The sequence below is a fragment of the Nocardia sp. NPDC004340 genome (assembly GCF_053602575.1).
On the sequence record NZ_JBSGDW010000004.1, the window covers coordinates 852,089 to 870,860 of the forward strand.

Consider the following 18,772-nt stretch of genomic DNA (forward strand, 5'->3'; position numbering starts at 1 on the left):
GCTCCGGCGTGGGTGAACAAGCTGTTCGGCCGCTGAGCCGGTGACTCCGGCCGGTCCGGGCAGCGGCTCAGGACAGGTCGGAGAAGTGGACGGTGCGAGCGACGGCGGTGACGTGCAGGCCGTCCGAAGCGGGCGTGATCGACGTCAGGCGGGCGCCCAGGGGCAGCTTCTCCAGCGGGATGGTGAAGGTCAGGGATTCGCTGAGCGCCGCCAGGGACAGGGTGGGGCCACCCGCCGCCGCTTGGATGGACGTCGGGGTCACGACGATGCCGTTGTCGGCGAGAGCCACGGTGACGAAGACCGTTGCGGGAACCGGGATACCGGCCACGGTGAAGGTTCCGGCGACGCGGAGGCCCTCGGGGCTGTCGGAGATGGACTCGACGCCCGCCGGGGCGTAGCGCTGGACCGTGTCGTAGGGGACGCGGGCCGTGGCGGTGGCGGTCTCGGCGGTGAGGTTCTCGGTGCGCTTGTTGACGACGTCGCCCAGCGGCGCCGAGACATTGGTGAGCTTGACGTCCAGGTCGCGGACGGAGATGTCGGGGTCACTCCAGTCGCCGATCCGAATGCCGATGTCGGAGTAGGTCCCATCCACGGCCTGGGTGAGGAAGGGGAATCCGCCGATGGTGACCTTGGGCTGCTCGGGCAGCTTGTAGTCGGCGGCGATCTGGCGGGCGATCTCGTTCTGGGCCATGCCGACCGCGACGCGGTCGCCGACGATCAGCGCGATCGCCAGCACGACCAGCAGGATCAGCAGTCCGCGCATGTGTTCATCTGTTCAGCCATGCCACCCATCATGCTGGCGAATCCCGGTGACGAGGACGGGCACGCGGAACCCGGGCGCGAATCCCCACGAAATCGCCACAATGTAGGCATGAAATCCACCCGCATAGTGCTCGCCTCCCGCCCGGTCGGGATGCCCGAGCAGGAGAACTTCCGGACCGAGACCGTGGAGCTCGAGCCGCCGCGGCCGGGCGAGGCGCTGTTGCAGACGCTGTATCTGTCGCTGGACCCCTACATGCGCGGGCGGATGAGCGACGCGCCGTCCTACGCGCCGCCGGTCGAGGTCGGCGACACCATGTGCGGCGGCGCGGTGTCACGGGTGATCGAATCCACCGATCCGGCACTGCAACCCGGCGATATCGTGCTCGGCTGGGCCGGATGGCAGACCCATTCGGTGGAGAACGTGCAGGCCTTGCAGAAGCTGGATCCGGCCGCCGTGCCGCTCACCACCGCGCTCGGCGTGCTCGGCATGCCGGGTCTGACCGCCTACACCGGCCTGCTCACCATCGGCCGTCCGAAGCCGGGCGAGACGGTGGTGGTCGCGGCCGCCACCGGCCCGGTCGGCGCGACGGTCGGCCAGATCGCGAAGATCCAGGGCGCGCGGGCCGTCGGCATCGCGGGCGGTCCGGAGAAGGTGGCGCTGCTGCGGGACCGCTTCGGCTTCGACGCCGCGATCGACCATCGCGCACCCGATTTCGCCGAGCAGCTGGCCGCCGCCACCCCGGACGGCATCGACGTGTACTTCGAGAACGTCGGCGGCGCGGTGTTCGACGCGGTGCTGCCGCGGCTGAACACCTATGCCCGGGTTCCGTTGTGCGGCTTGGTCGCCAACTACAACGACACCGATCTGCCGCCCGGCCCGGACCGGCTGCCGCTGCTCACCTCGAACATCCTGCGCAAGAGCCTGACCGTGCGCGGCTTCATCGTGTCGGAGTTCTGGGATCAGATCGGCGCGTTCCAGCCGACCGCGGCGCAGTGGATCGCCGAGGGCAAGCTCACCTACCTCGAGGACATCGTCGACGGCCTGGAGAACGCGGTCGAGGCGTTCCAGGGTCTGCTCACCGGCAAGAACGTCGGCAAGCTGATCATCAAGGTCGCGGACTGACACCTAGCGCATGGCGCTGATGTAGGGCCGCAGCCCGAGCGCGATGTCCACGCACACCCCCAGCAGCACATCGCGTTCCACGGGGTCGAGCGGGTGTTTCAGCCACAGCCGGGTGCCCAGGATGGGTACCGGCAGCGGCTGGCCCGCTCGATCCCACCAGAACGACTCGTTGTAGAGGTCGTTCACCAGCCGCCCCACGGTCCAGCCGCCCGCGGTGCGCACCACGTCGAGCCGGCCGACTTCCACACCCATGCGGTCGAGTACGAGCAGCCGGAACAGTTCGGGTGTGCGGGGCTCGTCCGGGTCGGGCACGAAATGGAAAAGCGTTCCCGCCGTGGATCCGACGGCGGTGGAGGTGTCGGCGCGCTGGATCGAGCCGATGGAGGTGCCGTCACCGCGGCTGATGACGGTTGGCGCGGACTCCTTGGACTCCACCCACACCACCGATCCGTCGGCGTAGGTGATGCGATGCCTGCCGGTGCCGCCGTTCTTGAAGCCGAACAGGATGGCGGCCTTGGCCCCGAGCCCGTTGCCCGCGCCCTGCACCCCGGTGGCGAGCGCGTCCTCGGGCCCCACACTGAAGGTGATCTCCAGGGCGTTGTTCAGCTTGTGCACGACCCGGCCCTCGATCATGGTCGAGCGCTCCTGCGACGCCGGCATCGTTCGATCGTAGGCCGGTGGCACCAGCGTGAGGTGGTTTCGCGGCGGCACGCCGGGGGCGACGCGCGCCCCGCATTCACTTGCCGGCGGGGAAGCCCACCGTGGCGAGTGCGGTCGTCCAGTCGGTCGCGATGGCGACCTGCGCGTCGCTGAGGGCGACCTTGCCGTCGCAGATCAGCGTGTGCAGCTTGGACTCGACGCCGTCCTTGGGGTTGTTCGGGCCCGCCCCGTCCTTGTGCCCCGGGGACGGCGGCTCGACCCACAGGTTGCGCGCGTCATTGGGGTCGCCGCCGAGTTCGAAGGAGATGAGATGGTCGTACTCGCCGTCGCGGGGGTCGCCGTTGTAGCCGTAGGACTTGATGTTCTCGGTCTTCTCGCGGCCGGTGACATTGCTGTTGGGCCGAATCGAGGCGGTGTATCCCGACTTACAGATGGTGTCGGCCAGATTGGCCGCTGTCACTGTGGGATTCAGCGCGCCCGGCGTGCAGGCCGGGTCGGGCAGCGGCTCGCCCGCGGCGGTCTTGCGGTAGTGGCAGCTGCCGGGCGCGGGCTGCGCCTGCACGGTGTAGGTGCCCTGGGGTCCGGGCCCGACCGGGATCGCGGAATTGTTCTGTTTGGGCGCGGGCTGCGGAACCGCCTGGGCGGGCGCATTGGCCGGATGGGCGGCCTCCTTCGAGCATCCGATCGTCATGCTCAGGACCAGCAGGGCCATCGCAAGCCCCTTGTGCGCCTTCATAACATCCCCTGCTCGACCCGGACGGCAGCCTAATTGTGCGCTATCCCTTGGTGATCGGCCACTCGCCCACAACGACACACCGAGAGGAAACGCGGATCCCGCCGCCCGCCGAGCAATACATACCAACCAGTTATGCTGCACCAATGACAGCAGATCTGTCGCACTCTCCGGCGACAATCCAACCGGTCGACACCAATGGAATTCGGGGTCGCGCCATCGCGCTCGCCGGCCTGCTGCTGGGCATGGGCGCCCTGCACTTCCTCATGCCCAAGCCCTTCGACACCCTGATCCCGCCCCAGCTGCCGGGCGAACCCCGCACCTACACCCACGTTTCGGGCGCGGCCGAGCTCACCGCGGGCGCCCTGCTCGCGATCCCGCGCACCCGCGGCCTGGGCGCGCGGCTCGCCGCCCTGCTCTTCGTCGCGGTCTTCCCCGGCAACCTGTACATGGCCTACGACTGGCTGAGCAGCGACCGCGCCCTGCCGCTGAAAGCCGGTGCCCTGCTCCGCCTCCCGCTGCAGATTCCGCTGGTGCTCACCGCGCGACGGGTGTACCGCGCCGCGCGGTGATCGGCCTCAGTCGGTGGTCAGGAACTCGTCGAAGGACGGGTCCGGCAGTTTGAGCTGGGCGTGGATATCACCGCCCAACCCGAAATGCCCTATCGCGCCGCCGTAGTTCTGCTGATAGCTCTGCCAGAGCACAACCACGCTGATGATGCGGTTCGCCCCCGGCAGCGCCGGATCCGGAAACGGATTGGGCAGCACCGCCCGGTAGCTCGCGGTGCCGTGTTCGTCGGTGACGAACACATTGGGCACACCCAGCGGCCCGGGCCGGGTGGGCGCGTCCGGGTCCAAGTCCTTGGCGCGCAGGGACATCACCGTGTACAGCGAATCCGGGACGAGCCCGGTGAACTCGAACCGGAACTCCGCTTGCCGCGCATCGTCCAGGTCGACGGTCACGTCCAGGGCGCCGCGTGCCCGCAGCCAGTCCCCCAGTGTCACCGGGCCGGTCAGCTTGCGTCCGTCCTCGGGCCGGAAGTCCGGGATGGGCGTCTCGTGGAACGGGTAGCTCGGCCGCGTCACGCTCGCGGCCTCGGGGAGCTGATCGGGCGCGAAGACCACCGGATAGTTGTTGGCGGGCAGCGGAAGCGGCAGCGTGTGCAGGACCCCCGCCGCGTCTTCCTCCGGCAACTCGTCGGGCAGTTCCCGCACGATCGTGTACGCCGCCAGCTCGCCGAAGGCGGGCACGGGCGTGTCGGCCGCGACGATGGCCCGCCCCCAGCGCCGGGTGACGGTGCCGCCGGGCCCAGGGACGGTCAGGTATCCCACGACGATGAAATCGCCGTCGGCGTCGAGCACTTCGCTCGGCGGGTACAACGGCCCCTGGGTGGTCGGGGTGAGTTCGTAGCGCTTGGTCACCATACGGAGAGCACTTCCTGGTCGGAGAGAAGGCGGCCCGGGTCGTCGACGGACGCGCCGACCCGGTCGGACAGGTGGATCCAGCCGGTGCCGTGGACGGCGAGCACCGCGTCGTCACCGCGATAGCCGGGGTGCGCGACGGCCCGCAGGAACGGCAGGTCGCTGGCGTGATCGCCGTAGCCGTAACTGTGCTCCCGCGCGATCCCGTGTTCACGCAGGAACTCGGTGACTGCCGCGGCCTTGGCCCCGCCGATCATGGGCCGCCACACCTCGCCGGTGAGCACGCCGTGCTCGTCGGCGACGGGCACGGTGGTGATGACGTGGTCGGCTCCGACCGCCGCCGCTACCGGTTCCACGGCCGCGCCGAACGAGCCCGACAGCAGCACCGTGGCGTGCCCGGAATCGCGGTGTGCGCGCAGCCTTTCCACGGTGTCGGTGTAGTAGACGGTATCGCTCGCGGCGAATTCCGCGAACCAGCGCTGCCCGGCCGCGTCCAGTGCCGTGGCCTCGACGCCGCGATAGGCCCGGTAGTAGTGCCGATTCACCTCCTCCCGCGGTGTGCCCGCCGCGGCCCGTTGCTGGATCTCCCTGGTCAGTCGCGCGTATTCGCCGCCGTCGTCCCCGTTCTCGGCCAGCCAGAACCGCAGGAACGCGAACATGCTCTTGACGGTGATCAGCGTTTCGTCGACGTCGAAGAACGCCGCGCCCGCGCTCATGCCACCTCGTCGAGGTAGGCCGCGATCGCCTTGGCCGCCTTGTGCCGTTCGATCTGCGAGATGCGTTCGTTGGGCAGGGCGGCGTAGCCGATCCGGGTGGTGGCGACGGCGCGGCCGAGCTGACGCACCTCCACCTCGATGCTGAATTCCAGCTTCCCCGGATCATCGATGGACACCGGGGTCAGCGTCGCGTGCAGGGTGGCGGGCAGCGGGAACAGGAAGGACTTGAACTCCAATTCGATGCTGTTCCACACGATGTAGAAGTGCTGTTCGGGCCAGCGGCGGCCGTACTCCAGCTCGAACGCGCCGAGGAACAGCTGGCGCACCGCCTCCACGATCACGATCCCCTGCACATGCTCGCCGGTCTGATGGTCGAGCAGTAGTTCGTTGTCGCCGTGGATCCGCAAATCCGCCCGGAACACGGTCTCCGATTCCCGGACCAGCCCGGCCAGCAGCACATTCGAGTGCTGATACTTGTGCACCTGATGGCGCGGGGCCGGTTCGGCGACCGCCCCGGCCACCCGTAAGCCCGCCGGGGCGTGCACGATCGCCACATGCTCGACGTAGTCGAGATCGTGGCGGGTGACCCCCTGCCCGAGCCGTACGGTCAACGGCTCCTCCGCCGTCCGCCAGCGGCCCGCGCGCAGCGCGGCCACCAGACCGGACACGGTGAAGGCACGATCGTCCGCGGCGATCCCGCGGAACCGGTCGGCCACCAGCAACACCTCGCCGACGGTCGCCTCCGCCACGGTCGCGGACGCCGAATCGAGCTGAGCTACAGACATTTTCCCTCCGAGAACAAGACGCTTATGGCGACGCTCGCCGCCATCCGGTCGTCACCCGGAGCACCCCACCGCCCGGAGGGTTGCCGCCCAGCGAGCCGGGGCTTCGCGCTGGAACTCATGACCGTGAGCGAAACAGTATGGGGGGCAGATACTTTCGAGAATCATTTCAACCACGCCGATCGAAACCCGGCCGTGGCGGCAAGCGCGGCGCCGATCGCCGCGAGCGCCGCGACGGCCAGGGCGACCGCCGAATAGCCGTGCCGGGCCACGAGATTGGCCAGCTGCGGGCCCGCGCTCGCGCCGACGAACAGGGCGAAGGTGTACAGCGCGGTGGCCGCGCCGCGGGCCGCACCCGCGCGGGCCGTGATCGTCTGGACGGCGGCGGGGGCGGCCACCGCGATGGCGGCGACGAACACGAACAACCAGACCGCCACCCAGACCCCGCCGAGCGGCACCGCGGTCACAGCCACGGCGAGCGCGGCGGCTCCCAGCGCGGCGACCAGCCGGGTGGCCGGGGCGATGCCGCCGAGCCGTCCGGCCAGCAGTGGAATCGCCACCATGGCGGGAATCGCGCTGGCCCGCAGGGCGAGCAGCGCGCCATTGCCGGAGCCCACACCCTCGGGCGGGGCCAGCTGGATTCCGGTGTAGATGCCCACGAAGGAGCCGAGGATCGCCAGGCAGCTCAGATACAAGAGCAGGAGGCGGGATTGCCGCAGGAGATCCGCGAACGGCGCGAACACCGACCGCAGCGGCGTAACGCCGGTTCCTGGATCACCTTCGTCCGCAAGGGAATCCGCCGACCGGACCGGCGGTTGCAGCACCACCCACAGCACGACCGCCGAGACCGCGAACGCGATGGCCCCGGCCACGAAGATCGCGTGCCAGCCCAGCGCGTTCCCGATGAGCTGAGCCAGCACCTGCGCCACCACCCCCGCCCCGAGGAACGAGCTCGTCAGGCAGGTGAGCGCGAAGATCCTGCGCTCCGGCGCGATCCGCTCCGACAGATAGGCGAACGCCGCAGGGGCGAAGAACGACGCCGTGAGCCCCTGCAGGATTCGCGCCGACAGCCCGGCCACCAGACCCGATGCGGCCGCCACCAGCAGGGTGCTCACCACAGTGGCCGCCAGCCCGCCGACGATCACCGGCCGTCTCCCCCACCGGTCCGACAGCGGCCCGGTCACCAGGAAGCCCGCCCCGTAGGCCAGCCCGAAGGCCGTGGTCGTCCAGGTTGCCGCGGATTTGGAGGTATCCCAGTCCGCCGCCAGCCGATTCAGCACCGGCAGGACCACGTACAACTGCCCGACCACGAGGATCCCGACCGCGCACACCGCGCCCACGGTGCGCCCGACCGGCGCCCACGCCTCGGTCTCCGCGGGCGCGCTCATGACCACACGACCCGGACGCGGGCAGGGAGAAACAACGAGGTGGTCATCGAATTCCTTTCGTGGGCAACGGAGTCCACGTCTATCAATCCGAGACCACCGGGCACGACGGTTACGTGCGCGCTGATCCGAAGCCGCCGGACGGCTCAGGCCAGGATGAAACTCAACTGCGGTACGAAGTTGCCGCCCACGCGGATCCACGTGTAGCCGAGCCAGACGCCGGGGGTGACTTGGCGGATCTCGTCGTACACGAACGGGGTCGGGGACGGGGCGTAGTCGAGGATCCAGGTGGGCTCGCCGTCGACGACGGACGGCCCGGTATAGACAGTGGCGGGCCAGGCTTCCAGACCCGCGGGGGTCAGGCGGTTCTGCAGGTAGCCGCCGGTGGGACCGGTGTAGAAGTCCTTGCCGATCCAGACCAACGGTGGCCAGGGCTGCGTCTGGAGGGGGGCGGCGACCCAGCCGTCCTTCGCGCCGACCGGGACGTCACCGGGCGGGGCGTCCCGATAGATCGCGTCCAGCTGCTCGAGGGCACATCTGAACCGGAGTGAGTCCACAGTTGCTGATGTGTTGTCGGAGTACAGAACACAGCCGTTTCCACGGTCCGCGTCGGCGTGCGCGGAGACCGGGACAATCAGCGCCAGTACCCCGAATCCGACTGGGGCGAGGCTTCTTATGAGGACATTTCGGAAGATCTCACGGTATGCGCTCATGGCTGTCTCCACCGGTATGGTTTCGGACCCAGCGATGATCTTAGTTCGCTACAAAATAGCCGGTCAGCACCGTCGCCGAACCGAGATCAGATCGACGCGCACTTAACAGGAAATTGACAGGTTTCCGCTGGAAATGTCTCGAGCTTCGTGTCGATGTAATGGAGCATGAGCTCGATTCAGGCCCGCACCCCGCGCGCACGGTGGTCGTGGATCGCGACCGGAGGCCTCGTCGCCGTGGTCGCCTTGTCGGCGCTGGGCGCGCCCGCCGCCTTCGCGACCTCGCACGACCAGGCCGGGCCGGGCCGGACGCCGGAGGCCACCGCGCCCGCGGCGGTGGCCGTGCAGCATCCCATCTCGGTGACCGCCATCGCCCAGCAGATGCAGACCGCCATCCAGGCGGCCTCGCCGGGCACCACGGTCGGGATCGACGTGGTGGACACCACGACCGGGACGGCGATCGCCAGTCTCAATGCCGACCAGCAGTTCTACACCGCGTCGGTGGTCAAGCTCCTGATCGCGCTCGACACCCTGGGAAGCCAAGGCGCGCAGCCGGATCCGGATACCACCGCGAAAGTCACCCAGATGCTCTCGGCCAGTGACGACGACATCGCCGATCAGCTCTGGGAGATCGGCGGCAACGACGCAATCATCGATCGGATGGTCGCGGCGATCGGGCTGACCGCCACCACCGCGCCCGAGGACACCGCACAGTGGGGCGAAACCCTCACCACCCCACGCGATGTCGTGGCGATCTTCCACTACATCACCGCCACCGCCCCGGCCGCGACCCGCGATCTGATCCTGGGCGCGCTGCGCGACACCGCCCGGACCGCCGCCGACGGCACCGATCAGTTCTTCGGCATCCCCGACGCGCTCACCGGCAAGACCTGGGCGGTCAAACAGGGCTGGATGGACCTGAATTCGTCGACCACCCTCGACACCACGGGCCTGGTCGGCACGTCGCCGGATCAGCCCTACCGGTACGCGATCGTGGTGCTCTCGACCCAGCCGGCGGGCACCAGCTGGCCGGTGGCGGGCGCGGCGCTGACCGCCGGGGTGACGCTCCTCCACGCGGCGCTGAAGTAGGCCGAGCCCGTCACCTTCGACAACGCGGCCATCGGCCGGGCGCGCGGTACGCTCGCCGGGTTCATTCGATGTTGAAGGAGAGTTCGTGGGTAAGAAGAGCCGTCTCGCTTCGGGTTTCGCACTGGTTGCCGCCGCTGCCGCCACGATGGGCGCGACCGCCGGAGTAGCCGCCGCGGAGCGCGCGCTCACCGGACAGGAGCAGGTGTTCGTCACCTACCTGGAGGAGCACGGGGACGTGCTGGTCGATCTGGACCAGAAGCTCGCGGCCGTCGATCTGGGCAAGGCGTACTGCTCGGCGCTGGCCGCCGGGGTGCCCCGGGACCAGCTGTCGACGCGCCTGCCGGGTGGCGCAGGCGAGGACGCCGAGGCCGCGCTGGTGCTGGAGGCGGCCACGGCCCCGGGCAGCCTCTGCGGCTGACCCGTTGACGTGATGCCTGCGGGCGCAACCGGAAACGGTTGCGCCCGCAGTTTTCTTCGCGCCCACCCGTTCTAACTGATTGCGTAAGTTGTTAATTGCGTACCTTGCGGAATCCTTCAGCAATCCACATACCGCCGGGCCCGTACGGGCGTAGCGTCACCGCTCGCGAGAAACCGTCACGGCTAGGAGAGGAAAATCCATGGCGGACTTGGAAGTTGCCCTGAAGGACATGATGATGCTGGACGGCGCCATCGGCGCCGCCGTCGTCGACTACGGCAGCGGCATGCCCCTGGGCATGCTCGGCGGCTCGAAATCCCTGGATCTCGAGGTGGCGTCGGCCGGCAATACCGAAGTGGTGCGGGCCAAACTGCGCACCATCGAGCAACTCGGCCTCAATGAGGAGATCGAGGACCTGCTCATCACCCTGAACAACCAGTACCACCTGGTGCGCCCCCTGCGCGGCCGCCGATCCCGCGGCCTGTTCCTGTACGTGGCCATCGACCGCGCCCGCGGCAACCTGGCCCTGGCCCGGCACCGCCTGCGCGACATCGAGGAAAACCTCGAGGTCTGAGCCGAGGGCGCTGTCGCCTGCCGGGGACGGTGGCGTCAGCGCCGGGTCAGGCGCTCCATGGCGTCGTCGGGCATGCCGAAGGGGAGGTCGGTTTCGGTCTGCAAGGCCTCGGCGCGGGGCAGGTCGCGGGAATTGGCGTAGAGGGACTTGTAGATTCGGTTCGAGCCCGCGGAGTTGGCGGCGATCTGGGCGGCCAGGCGGGCGACGAATTCGTCGAGGCCGACATCGGAGACGCAGTGATTCACCAGGCCGATGTCGGCGGCCTCGACGCCGCTGATGCGGCGGGCGGTGAAGCTGAGTTCCTTGGCGCGGGCCATGCCGACACGCTCGGGGAGCCGGACCGACATGCCCCAGACCGGGGCCAGGCCCCACTGGCTGTGGGTGTCACCGAACTGCGCGGTGTCACCGGCGACGAGGAAGTCGCAGGCCAGGGCGAGCTCGAGGCCGCCGGTGAAGCAGTGGCCGCGGATCTTGCCGATCACCGGGACCGGGAACTCCTCGAGCATCGTGACGGTCTTGGCCTCGTCGTAGCGGGATTCCAGAGCGTCGCCCGCGGCGAGCGATTCCAGGTCGTGCCCGGCACAGAAGGAGCGGCCCGCGCCGGTGAGGACGATGCAGCGCACGTCCACGCCGGACAGCGCGTCCAGGTGGGCGCGCAGCTCCTCGAAACTGCCCGTGGTCAGGGCGTTCAGCTTCTCGGGCCGGTTCAGGGTGAGGGTGGCGACGCCGTCTTCGACCGTCTTGGTGACCAGCTCTGAACTCACGAGACACGCCTTTCCTCGGTGATCCGGCCCGCCGCCGGTCCCGTGTGGATCATGACAGATCCGAGTGCCCAAACAGGGCAAATGGACGCTTGGTGATTCGGAAGCCGGTCTCCGGATACCGCCGGATCCGCCCCGTGACGGCCCGGTCGTCGAGGACCACCCAGAACATGTCCTCGAAGGGCAACTCGTCGACGTATCGTTCCAGCGTGATACCCAGGCGCACACCGGAATCCGCGCACACGAACCGATTCCGCTCGTAGGGTTGGGCCGGATCCACCGACAGCCAACCGGCTCCGGCCTTGGCGACCGCCCACACCGCCAGCACCCATTCCGGCGAGCACGGCATGCCGACCGCGAGCACCGCGTCGGGCACGACCCGCAATTCGATGAGCAAGTGCGCCAGCTGATTCGAGCGCCGATCCAGCTCACGGTAGGTGGTCCGGTGGTCGCTCCGCGATCCCTGCATACGCCCGGCTCCTCCAGGATGCTCTGCCGACGCCCCGGAACATCACCAGCTACCGACCGTGGAGCCTGCGCTGACGAGGCGAAAGTCCAGCCATAAGACAAGGTCCGGACCATTTTGACAGAGCCTGCCAACGAGGGGGCAACATTAGAGCAACCCATCGCGTGTCGGCCGGTGGACCACTCGGGCCCACTCCGGATCGGAGGAGTCTCCCGTGCCGGGCGTCGCCGCCCGGCATCCGGCCCGGCCACCGCGGAAACCCCTGACGCGGAACGCATTCCGGTCGCTCTCCGCGGAGGCCGGCACCCGGGTCAGGTCAGCTTCAGGCTGCGGCCGATGATCTCCTTCATGATCTCGGTGGTGCCGCCGTAGATGGTCTGGATGCGGGCGTCCATGTAGGCCTTGGCGATCGGGTACTCGCGCATGTAGCCGTAGCCGCCGTGCAGCTGCAGGCAGCGGTTGATCAGGTCGAGCTGCTCCTCGGTGGACCACCACTTGGCCATGGCGGCCTCCTCGACGCTCAGCTTGCGATCGTTGAGCAGTTCGATGCAGCGGTCGACGAAGACCCGGACCGCGGTGGTCTTGGTGGCCAGCTCGGCGAGCACGAAACGGGTGTTCTGCAGTGCGCCAATCGGTTTGCCGAAAGCCTTGCGGTCGCGCACGTACTGGCAGGTCAGCTCCAGGCAGCCCTCCATGGCGGCGGCGGCCATGACGGCGATGGACAGCCGCTCCTGCGGGAGGTTCTGCATCAGGTGGATGAAGCCCTGACCCTCGGTGCCCAGCAGGTTCTTGCCGGGGACGCGGACGTCGGCGAAGGACAGCTCCGCGGTGTCCTGCGCCTTGAGGCCGATCTTGTCCAGATTGCGGCCGCGCTCGAAACCGGCCATGCCGCGCTCGACCACCAGCAGCGAGAAGCCCATGGCGCCCGCGGCCGGATCGGTCTGGGCGACCACGATCACGATGTCGGCATTGATGCCGTTGGTGATGAAAGTCTTGGAGCCATTGAGGATCCAGTCGTCGCCGTCCTTCACCGCGCGGGTCTTGATGCCCTGCAGGTCCGAACCCGTACCGGGCTCGGTCATCGCGATCGCGGTGATGATCTCGCCGGAACAGAAGCCGGGCAGCCAGCGCTGCTTCTGCTCCTCGTTCGCCAGCTCCAGCAGATACGGCGCGATGACGTCATTGTGCAGGCCGAAACCCAGGCCCGAGTACATGCCCTTGGTGACCTCCTCGGTCACGATGGCGTTGTAGCGGAAGTCGGCCTCGCCCCCGCCGCCGTACTGCTCCGGCACCGCCATGCCGAGGAACCCCTGCTTGCCGGCCTCGAGCCAGACCGAGCGATCGACGACGCCGTCGTGCTCCCACTGCTCGTGGTTCGGGGCCACATGCTGATCGAGAAACTTACGGAACGACTCCCGGAACAGCTCGTGTTCGGGTTCGAAAAGGGTGCGCTCCACGCCAACCTCCTACAGTGACCACATCGGCACCATCGCCTGTGTTCAATACCGTACTCGAAAGTCGAACGGAGGTTAACTTCACGGGCCGAGAAAGTAGTCCGAACTGCGACAGTCGCCATTGACGTCGCGGAACGGAGGTCCTGAACCCGGGTAAACCTACCGGGAAGTCAGAGAGCCTGGCGTCAGAGGCCGAAGCGGCCGAGGGTGCGTCCCAGCAGGCTGCGACCGCGGTCCCGGTCGCGTTCGCCGAGCAGGAAGTCGAGTTCGCCTTCGAGGGCCTTCTTCACCACGGCCTGCAGTTCGTTCGCCGCGGCGTCGGTGTCGGGGATGTCGCGCCAGGGGCTGGTGTCGATCGGGGTGCCCAGCGAGAAGTAGAAACGCTCCGGCTTGGGCACCAGGGTCGGACCCAGGCCGCGGATCAGCGGCGGGGTCAGGCTCGAGCGCAGACCCAAGCCCTCGACAGCCTTGCGCAGCGGGAACATGACCGGGTGATCGCCGTCGAAGACGATGTCGAACACGTCGTCACCGCCGACCATGGCGATCGGGACGATGGGCGCACCGGCCGCGATGGCCATCGCGGCGAAGCCGGTGCGGCCCTCCCACATCAGCTGATACTTCTGCCCCTTGCCGCGCATGGCCTCGCGGCCGCCGCCCGGGAACACCGCCACCGCTTCGCCCTGCTCGAGCAGCGTGGTGCAGTTGTGACGGTTGCCGCGCACGATTCCCCAGCGGTGCAACACATCTCGAAGCCCCGGCACATCGATGAGGAGGTTCTCGGCCAGTCCCCGCACCAGCCGATCGTGGCGCACCAGGATCTCGTGTGCGAGCAGCGGCGCGTCGGTGCCGCCCGCCAGACTGTGATTGCCGACGAGCAGCACCGGACCCTCGAGGGGGAAGTTCTCCATCCCGTAGAAGCGCGGGCTGAACCAGGCCCGCGAGGGCGCGATGATCGCGTCGATGATCCGGCGATCGGTATCGGTGAGATCGACGTGCAACGGCGCGCCGTCGGTCAGCCCCTTCGGCGTTCGTTCTTCGGACCCATGTTTATCGTGAGACAAGGCAACCCTCCCTGCGGAACCTTCGATAACTTCATGGTAACGAAAGTCCGCGCAGGTCACCGAATCAGGGCTAGAACAGGTTCCCCCGGCCGAATGAGACGAACTCGGCTTCGAGTTCCAATTTGCCGGAATCGGTCAGGCGTTCGTATTCGGGCTTCCCGCGGCCGAACCAGCGGAAGAGTAGCTCGCCGGTGTGCCAGCGCTGTTCCTGGAGTTCACGTTTGAGCACCTTGTTCGAGCCGGTGACCGGGAGGCTGCCGGAGACGCGCAGCAGGCGGGGCGCGCCCTTGGAGCCGAGATCGTCCTGGGCAGTGAGGAATTCGGCGAATTCGTCCGCGTCGAAGGCGTCCGGGTCCGCGACCTCGATGGCCGCCATCACCCGATCGCCCGAGCGCGGGTCGGGCACCCCGTAGACCGCGGCGGCGATGACCGCCGGGTGCCGACGGATGACCTGTTCGATGGACAGCGTCGAGGTGTTCTCGCCGTCGACGCGCAGCCAATCGCCTTTACGGCCGCCGAAATACAGGAATCCGGCTTCGTCGATATAGCCCAGGTCACCTGTCCAATACCAACCGTTCCGCAAACGTTCGGCATCCGCGACATCGTTTTTGTAATAGCCCTCGAATACGATCGCGCCCGCCTTGTCGACCATCTCGCCGACCGATTCGTCCGGATTCAATACGCGGCCGTATTCATCCAATACCGCGCGCGGACAATCCTCGAGAGTCTCCGGATTCACGACCGCCACACCCGGATGCGCCGGACGGCCCAGCGCGGCGGCCGGAGCCTCCGGATCCAGCGCCGCCAGGGCCGGGCCCTCGCTCGAGCCGTAACCCTCGAACAGCTCGGCCCCGAAACGGCGGCGGAACTCGGCCTGGTCGGCCACCGACGCCTCGGTGCCGAAACCGCGGACCAGGGTGGTGTCGGCGTCCTGCGGGGTGGCCGGAGTGGCGAGCAGGTAGCCCAGCGCCTTGCCCACGTAAGTGAAGAAGGTCACGCCGAAATACCGCACGTCGGAAAGGAATCCGGTCGCGGAGAACTTCGGGGTCAGGCACACCGTCGCGCCGTTCACCAACGCCGGAGCCCACAACGCCATGATCGCGTTGCCGTGGAACAGCGGCATGCAGCAGTAGTCCACGTCCTCGCGGATGTGCCCGAACTTGTCGCTGGCCGCGTATCCGAGGATGGCCAGGCGGCGCTGGGTGCACTTGACCGCCTTCGAGGTGCCGGTCGTGCCCGAGGTGAACAGCAACAGCAGCAGGGCCTCCGCACCGGCGTGGGCGACCGGCTCGGCCGCGTGCGCCGCCACCCGCTCGACATAGGCCGGGTCGTCCACCAGCAGGAACCGGTCCGGTTCCAGGCCCAGGTCCAGGGCGCCGAGCCGGGCCATGCCGGCGGCGTCGGTGACGATCAGCTGGCAGTCGACATAGCGGATGTCGACTTCCAGCTGAGCGTTGCCGCGTGTGGGATTGATGCCGACCACGGTCGCGCCCGCCAGCGCGGCCGCACCCAGCCAGAAGACGAAGTCGGGCACATTGTCCAGCAGCACACCGATGTGGAACGGCCCATCGCGCCGCAGGTCGCGAGCCAGTTCGGCGCGCGCCGCCGACTCCCGCACCACCGCGTCCCAGGTCCAGTCCCGCTCCCGGGTGCGCAGGCCGAGCCGCTCGTCACCGAGCCGGTCGAGCAGCAGGCTCGCGATGTCCGCGCGCCGCTCGACCGGGGCCTGCGCCGCCGGGGTTGCCACTGATAGGTCCGTCATGTCCGATTCGCCTTCCATCTGCCGAGTCTCGCCGTTGTCAGTTACCCGGGTACACGAGTTCGACGTATTCGCTGGGCAGTTCGTCGAACGACAGCTTGCGGATCTCCACCGGGCCCGAGTGGTAGGAGTCCTCGCCGATGATCAGGCCCGCCTCGTCCACCGGCCACAGCAGCAGCTGACGGAACGAGATCAGGTAGTCGGCCTCGGGGTCCTCGACCGGGATGCCGATCTGGGCGGCGTAGGCGCCCGGGTAGATCTGGCGCAGGTAGCCCTCGGTGACCACGCAGTCGTCGTCGACCAGCAGGCGGTCCAGCTCGAACTCCAGGATGTTGGACTTGCTCTCCACGAATGCCGAGTAGTAGGCGTGCACGACGTCCCAGCCCTTGGGCCCGACATCCTGGCCGTTCTGCCAGAAGTGATAGTCCGGCTCCGCCGTCAGGGTCTTCATCAGACCGTCCAGATCCGGCACGGCCTCGGCCTTCATGTGATCGATGACGATCGAGAGCACCTGACGGTGGCGCTCGTTGGTGGTGACAGCCAGCCGCTCCTCGAGCAGCTTCCAGGTCTTGGTGGGTTCCACGATGGCCATGCTGTGAATCTCCTTCTCCCGCAACGGCGGCGGTGCCGTGCCCATCGATCGTCGGACATCGACGTGACCCGGATCACCCGCCGCCCGTCGCGGGTATCACCGTCCGTGCCCGACGCTTGTCGGGTCAACCGCCGCCGGGGCCGACAACTGCGCGGACGAGAGCGCCATCCGGCGCACGAACAGCACCAGGGTGGCCGTGAACCGGTCCAGCGCATCGTCCACATCCCAGCCCATCACCGCCTCCACCTGCGCGATTCGCGCGGCCACCGTGGAGTGATGCAGATGCAGCTCGGTCGCGGTGCGCCGCAGCGTGCCGAAGACACAGAACGCTTCGAGCGTGTCGACCGCGAGCGCGCCCGCCTCGGTCGCGGCGAATTCATTGATCCGCGTCACATCGGCTGTCCCCAGCAGCCGCTGCACCGGCAGATCCGCGAGCAGCTCCAGCGCCCCCAACCGTTCGAACGCGATCACCCTGCGCCCGTGCCAGGTCGACGAGGCGAACCGCAAGGCCCGCCGCGCCTGCTCCCACGACGCGGCCGCCGCCAGCGCGGGCAACCGCTCCCCCACCCCGATCCAGGGCCCGGCCGCGCCCGCCTGGGAGGCCGGAAATGCGTGTACCACAGCGGCATTCAAGGTGTCCGACAGTCCGCGATCCACCATGGACGGACGCCCGGGTCCGGTCGCGGTCTGCCCGAGAGCAGCGGCGTGGTGACCGATCGCGCTGACCGCGCCACGACCGTCGGCTCCACCCAAGGCGGTCAGATCCTGAACGAGCACGGCCGTCGTCGCCCCGATCACCGCCTGCCGCAGGATCGGCACGTACTCGCCGATGATCCGCACGGCCTCCGCGGCCCCCGGCCCGGCCACCGCGAGCACGCGTGTGGCGCGCCCGGGATCCAGACCGAGCAGCCGCATGGCCCGCACCCGATCCTCCCGCCGCTCCTTCTCCGACAGCACAACTTCCAGCAGCGCCGGGTCATCCATCCGCAGCGGATCGGCCACCTGCCGCGCCGCCACCACGCGCAGACAATGCCGGAGGCGATCGAGCACCACGCCGTCCAACGGATGCGGCCGGGCCGACGTATCCGCGGGCCGCTGCTGCGGCGGACGCTCCAGCCAGACCGCAGGGTCCGAGCCGGATGCGTCAGCGGGGGCGGCCGTGGCAAGGAGCAGGCGGCCGGCGGCGTCGTAGCGGATCACGGTGCCGGAGGGCCAGCTCGCGCCGGCCGGGCATTCGGCCAGGAGCGCCGCGGCGCGAATCACGGTGTCGGCGTTGGCCGCGGATTCGTCGAAGGCGTCGAAATGGGTGATCAGCCGCAGCACCGCCGCCGGGTCCGAACCGAGCTCGGACAGCCGGAGCGGATTCGTGGGCGGCGCCGACTCGGTCACGCTGCTCCCTCCACACTGATGGGCATCCGACCAGACTGACGAGCGGCCGGGTCGACCGGAAGGGGAACGGGCGATTCGTCCAACTGGGTGGGACAGCCGGTTACGAGGCTCATCACACAGCCCCTCCGAATGCCACCAATCGAAGCTAGTGCTCGGTACGTTCTGCGCATGAGCACCACCGATGTCACGTCGGCCGGCTCGGAACGATGCTGCCGGTCCTGGTGTATCCCGCTGCTCGCGATCGTCTTGCTGATCACGCGGCGCGCCGTCGAGCCCGCGGTCAGCCTCGGATGAACAGCCGCAGGGAGGCCTCGACCACCCCGTCACGGGCGTGGTGGTCGGGGTCGGTGTCAGGACGCAGCCAGATCGAGGCGTGATTGAGAATGCCGTGCAGGCAGTGCAGGGCCACCGCGGGATCGGGGCAATCGAATGCGCCCGAATCCATGCCGCGGTCGATCACCTCGCGGAACATACGGTCGTGGCGGCGGCGCATGGTCTTGATGGCCTCGCTGTGCTCGGCGGGCCAGGGGGCGGGGAACGAGAACAGCTTGCCCACTTCGGGGTAGAGCACGGTCAGGATGTGCAGCTGTTCGGCGATCAGAATCCGCAGCTGCTCGGCCGGTGACCGGTCGGCCGCGGCGTCGAGCGCTTCGCGCAGGCGGGTCAGCACATCGGTGGTGAGCTTCTCCAGCGCGGCCGAGACCAGCGCGTCTTTGCTCGGAAAGTAGTGGTAGAGGGTGGCTTTGGCGATGTCGGTGCGTTCCGCGACGTCCTCGAAGCGCATTCCCTGGTAGCCGCTGCCGGACAGGATCTGCAGCGCGGTCGCGATCATCTCCGCCTTGCGGCGATCACGCCGGCGGGCCGCGCGCCCGGTGGGGGCGGCTTCCTCGTCCACGGTCGTACTCATCGTCCGATCATAT

General features: G+C 68.6%; 22 protein-coding genes and 1 riboswitch. Of the genes, 6 read left to right on the forward strand and 16 right to left on the reverse strand.

Annotated features, from left to right (window positions below):
* Positions 1-67: 67 nt before the first annotated feature.
* Positions 68-763, reverse strand: coding sequence for an LmeA family phospholipid-binding protein (locus ACWEOI_RS20580; protein ID WP_433672368.1), 696 nt, complete (start codon positions 761-763; stop codon positions 68-70).
* A gap of 108 nt (positions 764-871) precedes the next feature.
* On the opposite strand from ACWEOI_RS20580, the gene ACWEOI_RS20585 reads away from it, so the two are divergent.
* Positions 872-1,885, forward strand: coding sequence for an NADP-dependent oxidoreductase (locus tag ACWEOI_RS20585; RefSeq protein WP_452360602.1), 1,014 nt, complete (start codon positions 872-874; stop codon positions 1,883-1,885).
* 3 nt (positions 1,886-1,888) lie between these two features.
* On the opposite strand, the gene ACWEOI_RS20590 is transcribed toward ACWEOI_RS20585, so the two are convergent.
* Together ACWEOI_RS20590 and ACWEOI_RS20595 are read right to left on the reverse strand one after the other, a co-directional pair.
* Positions 1,889-2,545: a hypothetical protein gene (locus tag ACWEOI_RS20590; RefSeq protein ID WP_433672366.1), complete on the reverse strand. Its 657-nt coding sequence runs from the start codon at positions 2,543-2,545 to the stop codon at positions 1,889-1,891.
* Between the two features lie 76 nt (positions 2,546-2,621).
* Positions 2,622-3,257 (reverse strand): hypothetical protein, encoded by a 636-nt coding sequence (locus tag ACWEOI_RS20595; RefSeq protein ID WP_452360603.1) that lies wholly within the window; start codon positions 3,255-3,257, stop codon positions 2,622-2,624.
* A 266-nt stretch (positions 3,258-3,523) separates the two neighbouring features.
* Here ACWEOI_RS20595 and ACWEOI_RS20600 point away from each other — a divergent pair, with 266 nt between their 5' ends.
* Positions 3,524-3,850 carry a DoxX family protein gene (locus ACWEOI_RS20600; RefSeq protein WP_433673299.1) on the forward strand — a complete coding sequence of 109 codons (327 nt, stop codon included), beginning with the start codon at positions 3,524-3,526 and terminating at the stop codon, positions 3,848-3,850.
* 6 nt (positions 3,851-3,856) lie between these two features.
* Here the strand turns inward: ACWEOI_RS20600 and ACWEOI_RS20605 are convergent, their stop codons facing one another.
* The 5 genes from ACWEOI_RS20605 to ACWEOI_RS20625 all read right to left on the reverse strand — a co-directional run bounded on the left by ACWEOI_RS20605 (position 3,857) and on the right by ACWEOI_RS20625 (position 8,139).
* Positions 3,857-4,702: a hypothetical protein gene (locus ACWEOI_RS20605; protein WP_433672364.1), complete on the reverse strand. Its 846-nt coding sequence runs from the start codon at positions 4,700-4,702 to the stop codon at positions 3,857-3,859.
* Positions 4,696-5,415, reverse strand: a complete 720-nt coding sequence (locus ACWEOI_RS20610) for an HAD family hydrolase (protein ID WP_452360604.1) — start codon at positions 5,413-5,415, stop codon at positions 4,696-4,698. The genes ACWEOI_RS20605 and ACWEOI_RS20610 overlap by 7 nt, the downstream gene beginning before the upstream one ends.
* Positions 5,412-6,200 carry an AfsA-related hotdog domain-containing protein gene (locus tag ACWEOI_RS20615; RefSeq protein ID WP_452360605.1) on the reverse strand — a complete coding sequence of 263 codons (789 nt, stop codon included), beginning with the start codon at positions 6,198-6,200 and terminating at the stop codon, positions 5,412-5,414. Before ACWEOI_RS20615 ends, ACWEOI_RS20610 begins: the two co-directional genes overlap by 4 nt.
* 13 nt (positions 6,201-6,213) lie before the next feature.
* Positions 6,214-6,323, reverse strand: a riboswitch (SAM riboswitch).
* 38 nt (positions 6,324-6,361) lie between these two features.
* Positions 6,362-7,585, reverse strand: coding sequence for an MFS transporter (locus tag ACWEOI_RS20620; protein WP_433672361.1), 1,224 nt, complete (start codon positions 7,583-7,585; stop codon positions 6,362-6,364).
* A 143-nt stretch (positions 7,586-7,728) separates the two neighbouring features.
* Entirely contained in the window at positions 7,729-8,139 is a 411-nt protein-coding gene (locus ACWEOI_RS20625) for a hypothetical protein (RefSeq protein WP_433672360.1), read from the reverse strand.
* 321 nt (positions 8,140-8,460) lie between these two features.
* On the opposite strand from ACWEOI_RS20625, the gene ACWEOI_RS20630 reads away from it, so the two are divergent.
* The 3 genes from ACWEOI_RS20630 to ACWEOI_RS20640 all read left to right on the forward strand — a co-directional run bounded on the left by ACWEOI_RS20630 (position 8,461) and on the right by ACWEOI_RS20640 (position 10,370).
* Positions 8,461-9,381, forward strand: a complete 921-nt coding sequence (locus tag ACWEOI_RS20630; protein WP_452360606.1) for a hypothetical protein — start codon at positions 8,461-8,463, stop codon at positions 9,379-9,381.
* 85 nt (positions 9,382-9,466) lie between these two features.
* Positions 9,467-9,799 (forward strand): DUF732 domain-containing protein, encoded by a 333-nt coding sequence (locus tag ACWEOI_RS20635; RefSeq protein WP_433672358.1) that lies wholly within the window; start codon positions 9,467-9,469, stop codon positions 9,797-9,799.
* 199 nt (positions 9,800-9,998) lie between these two features.
* Positions 9,999-10,370, forward strand: a complete 372-nt coding sequence (locus tag ACWEOI_RS20640) for a hypothetical protein (protein ID WP_379277652.1) — start codon at positions 9,999-10,001, stop codon at positions 10,368-10,370.
* Between the two features lie 35 nt (positions 10,371-10,405).
* Here ACWEOI_RS20640 and ACWEOI_RS20645 read toward each other — a convergent pair whose 3' ends face one another.
* The 7 genes from ACWEOI_RS20645 to ACWEOI_RS20675 form a co-directional block, all read right to left on the reverse strand.
* Positions 10,406-11,134: an enoyl-CoA hydratase-related protein gene (locus ACWEOI_RS20645; protein WP_433672357.1), complete on the reverse strand. Its 729-nt coding sequence runs from the start codon at positions 11,132-11,134 to the stop codon at positions 10,406-10,408.
* A gap of 49 nt (positions 11,135-11,183) precedes the next feature.
* Positions 11,184-11,600, reverse strand: coding sequence for an AMP-binding protein (locus tag ACWEOI_RS20650; RefSeq protein WP_452360607.1), 417 nt, complete (start codon positions 11,598-11,600; stop codon positions 11,184-11,186).
* 308 nt (positions 11,601-11,908) lie between these two features.
* Positions 11,909-13,054, reverse strand: a complete 1,146-nt coding sequence (locus ACWEOI_RS20655) for an acyl-CoA dehydrogenase family protein (protein WP_357096590.1) — start codon at positions 13,052-13,054, stop codon at positions 11,909-11,911.
* Between the two features lie 182 nt (positions 13,055-13,236).
* Positions 13,237-14,112, reverse strand: a complete 876-nt coding sequence (locus ACWEOI_RS20660; protein ID WP_433672355.1) for a 1-acyl-sn-glycerol-3-phosphate acyltransferase — start codon at positions 14,110-14,112, stop codon at positions 13,237-13,239.
* A 70-nt stretch (positions 14,113-14,182) separates the two neighbouring features.
* A complete protein-coding gene (locus ACWEOI_RS20665) occupies positions 14,183-15,874 on the reverse strand; it encodes an AMP-binding protein (protein ID WP_452360608.1) in 1,692 nt (563 codons plus the stop codon).
* 37 nt (positions 15,875-15,911) lie between these two features.
* Positions 15,912-16,463, reverse strand: a complete 552-nt coding sequence (locus tag ACWEOI_RS20670) for a nuclear transport factor 2 family protein (RefSeq protein WP_452360609.1) — start codon at positions 16,461-16,463, stop codon at positions 15,912-15,914.
* A gap of 96 nt (positions 16,464-16,559) precedes the next feature.
* The gene (locus tag ACWEOI_RS20675) at positions 16,560-17,852 is read right to left on the reverse strand and encodes a PucR family transcriptional regulator (RefSeq protein WP_452360610.1); all 1,293 of its coding nucleotides are present in this window, start codon (positions 17,850-17,852) and stop codon (positions 16,560-16,562) included.
* A 168-nt stretch (positions 17,853-18,020) separates the two neighbouring features.
* Between ACWEOI_RS20675 and ACWEOI_RS20680 the strand changes: the two genes are divergently transcribed.
* Positions 18,021-18,146 (forward strand): hypothetical protein, encoded by a 126-nt coding sequence (locus tag ACWEOI_RS20680; RefSeq protein ID WP_433672351.1) that lies wholly within the window; start codon positions 18,021-18,023, stop codon positions 18,144-18,146.
* Here the strand turns inward: ACWEOI_RS20680 and ACWEOI_RS20685 are convergent.
* Positions 18,133-18,759, reverse strand: a complete 627-nt coding sequence (locus ACWEOI_RS20685; protein ID WP_357282915.1) for a TetR/AcrR family transcriptional regulator — start codon at positions 18,757-18,759, stop codon at positions 18,133-18,135. The two genes, ACWEOI_RS20680 and ACWEOI_RS20685, sit on opposite strands and share 14 nt — an antisense overlap.
* Positions 18,760-18,772 lie beyond the last annotated feature (13 nt).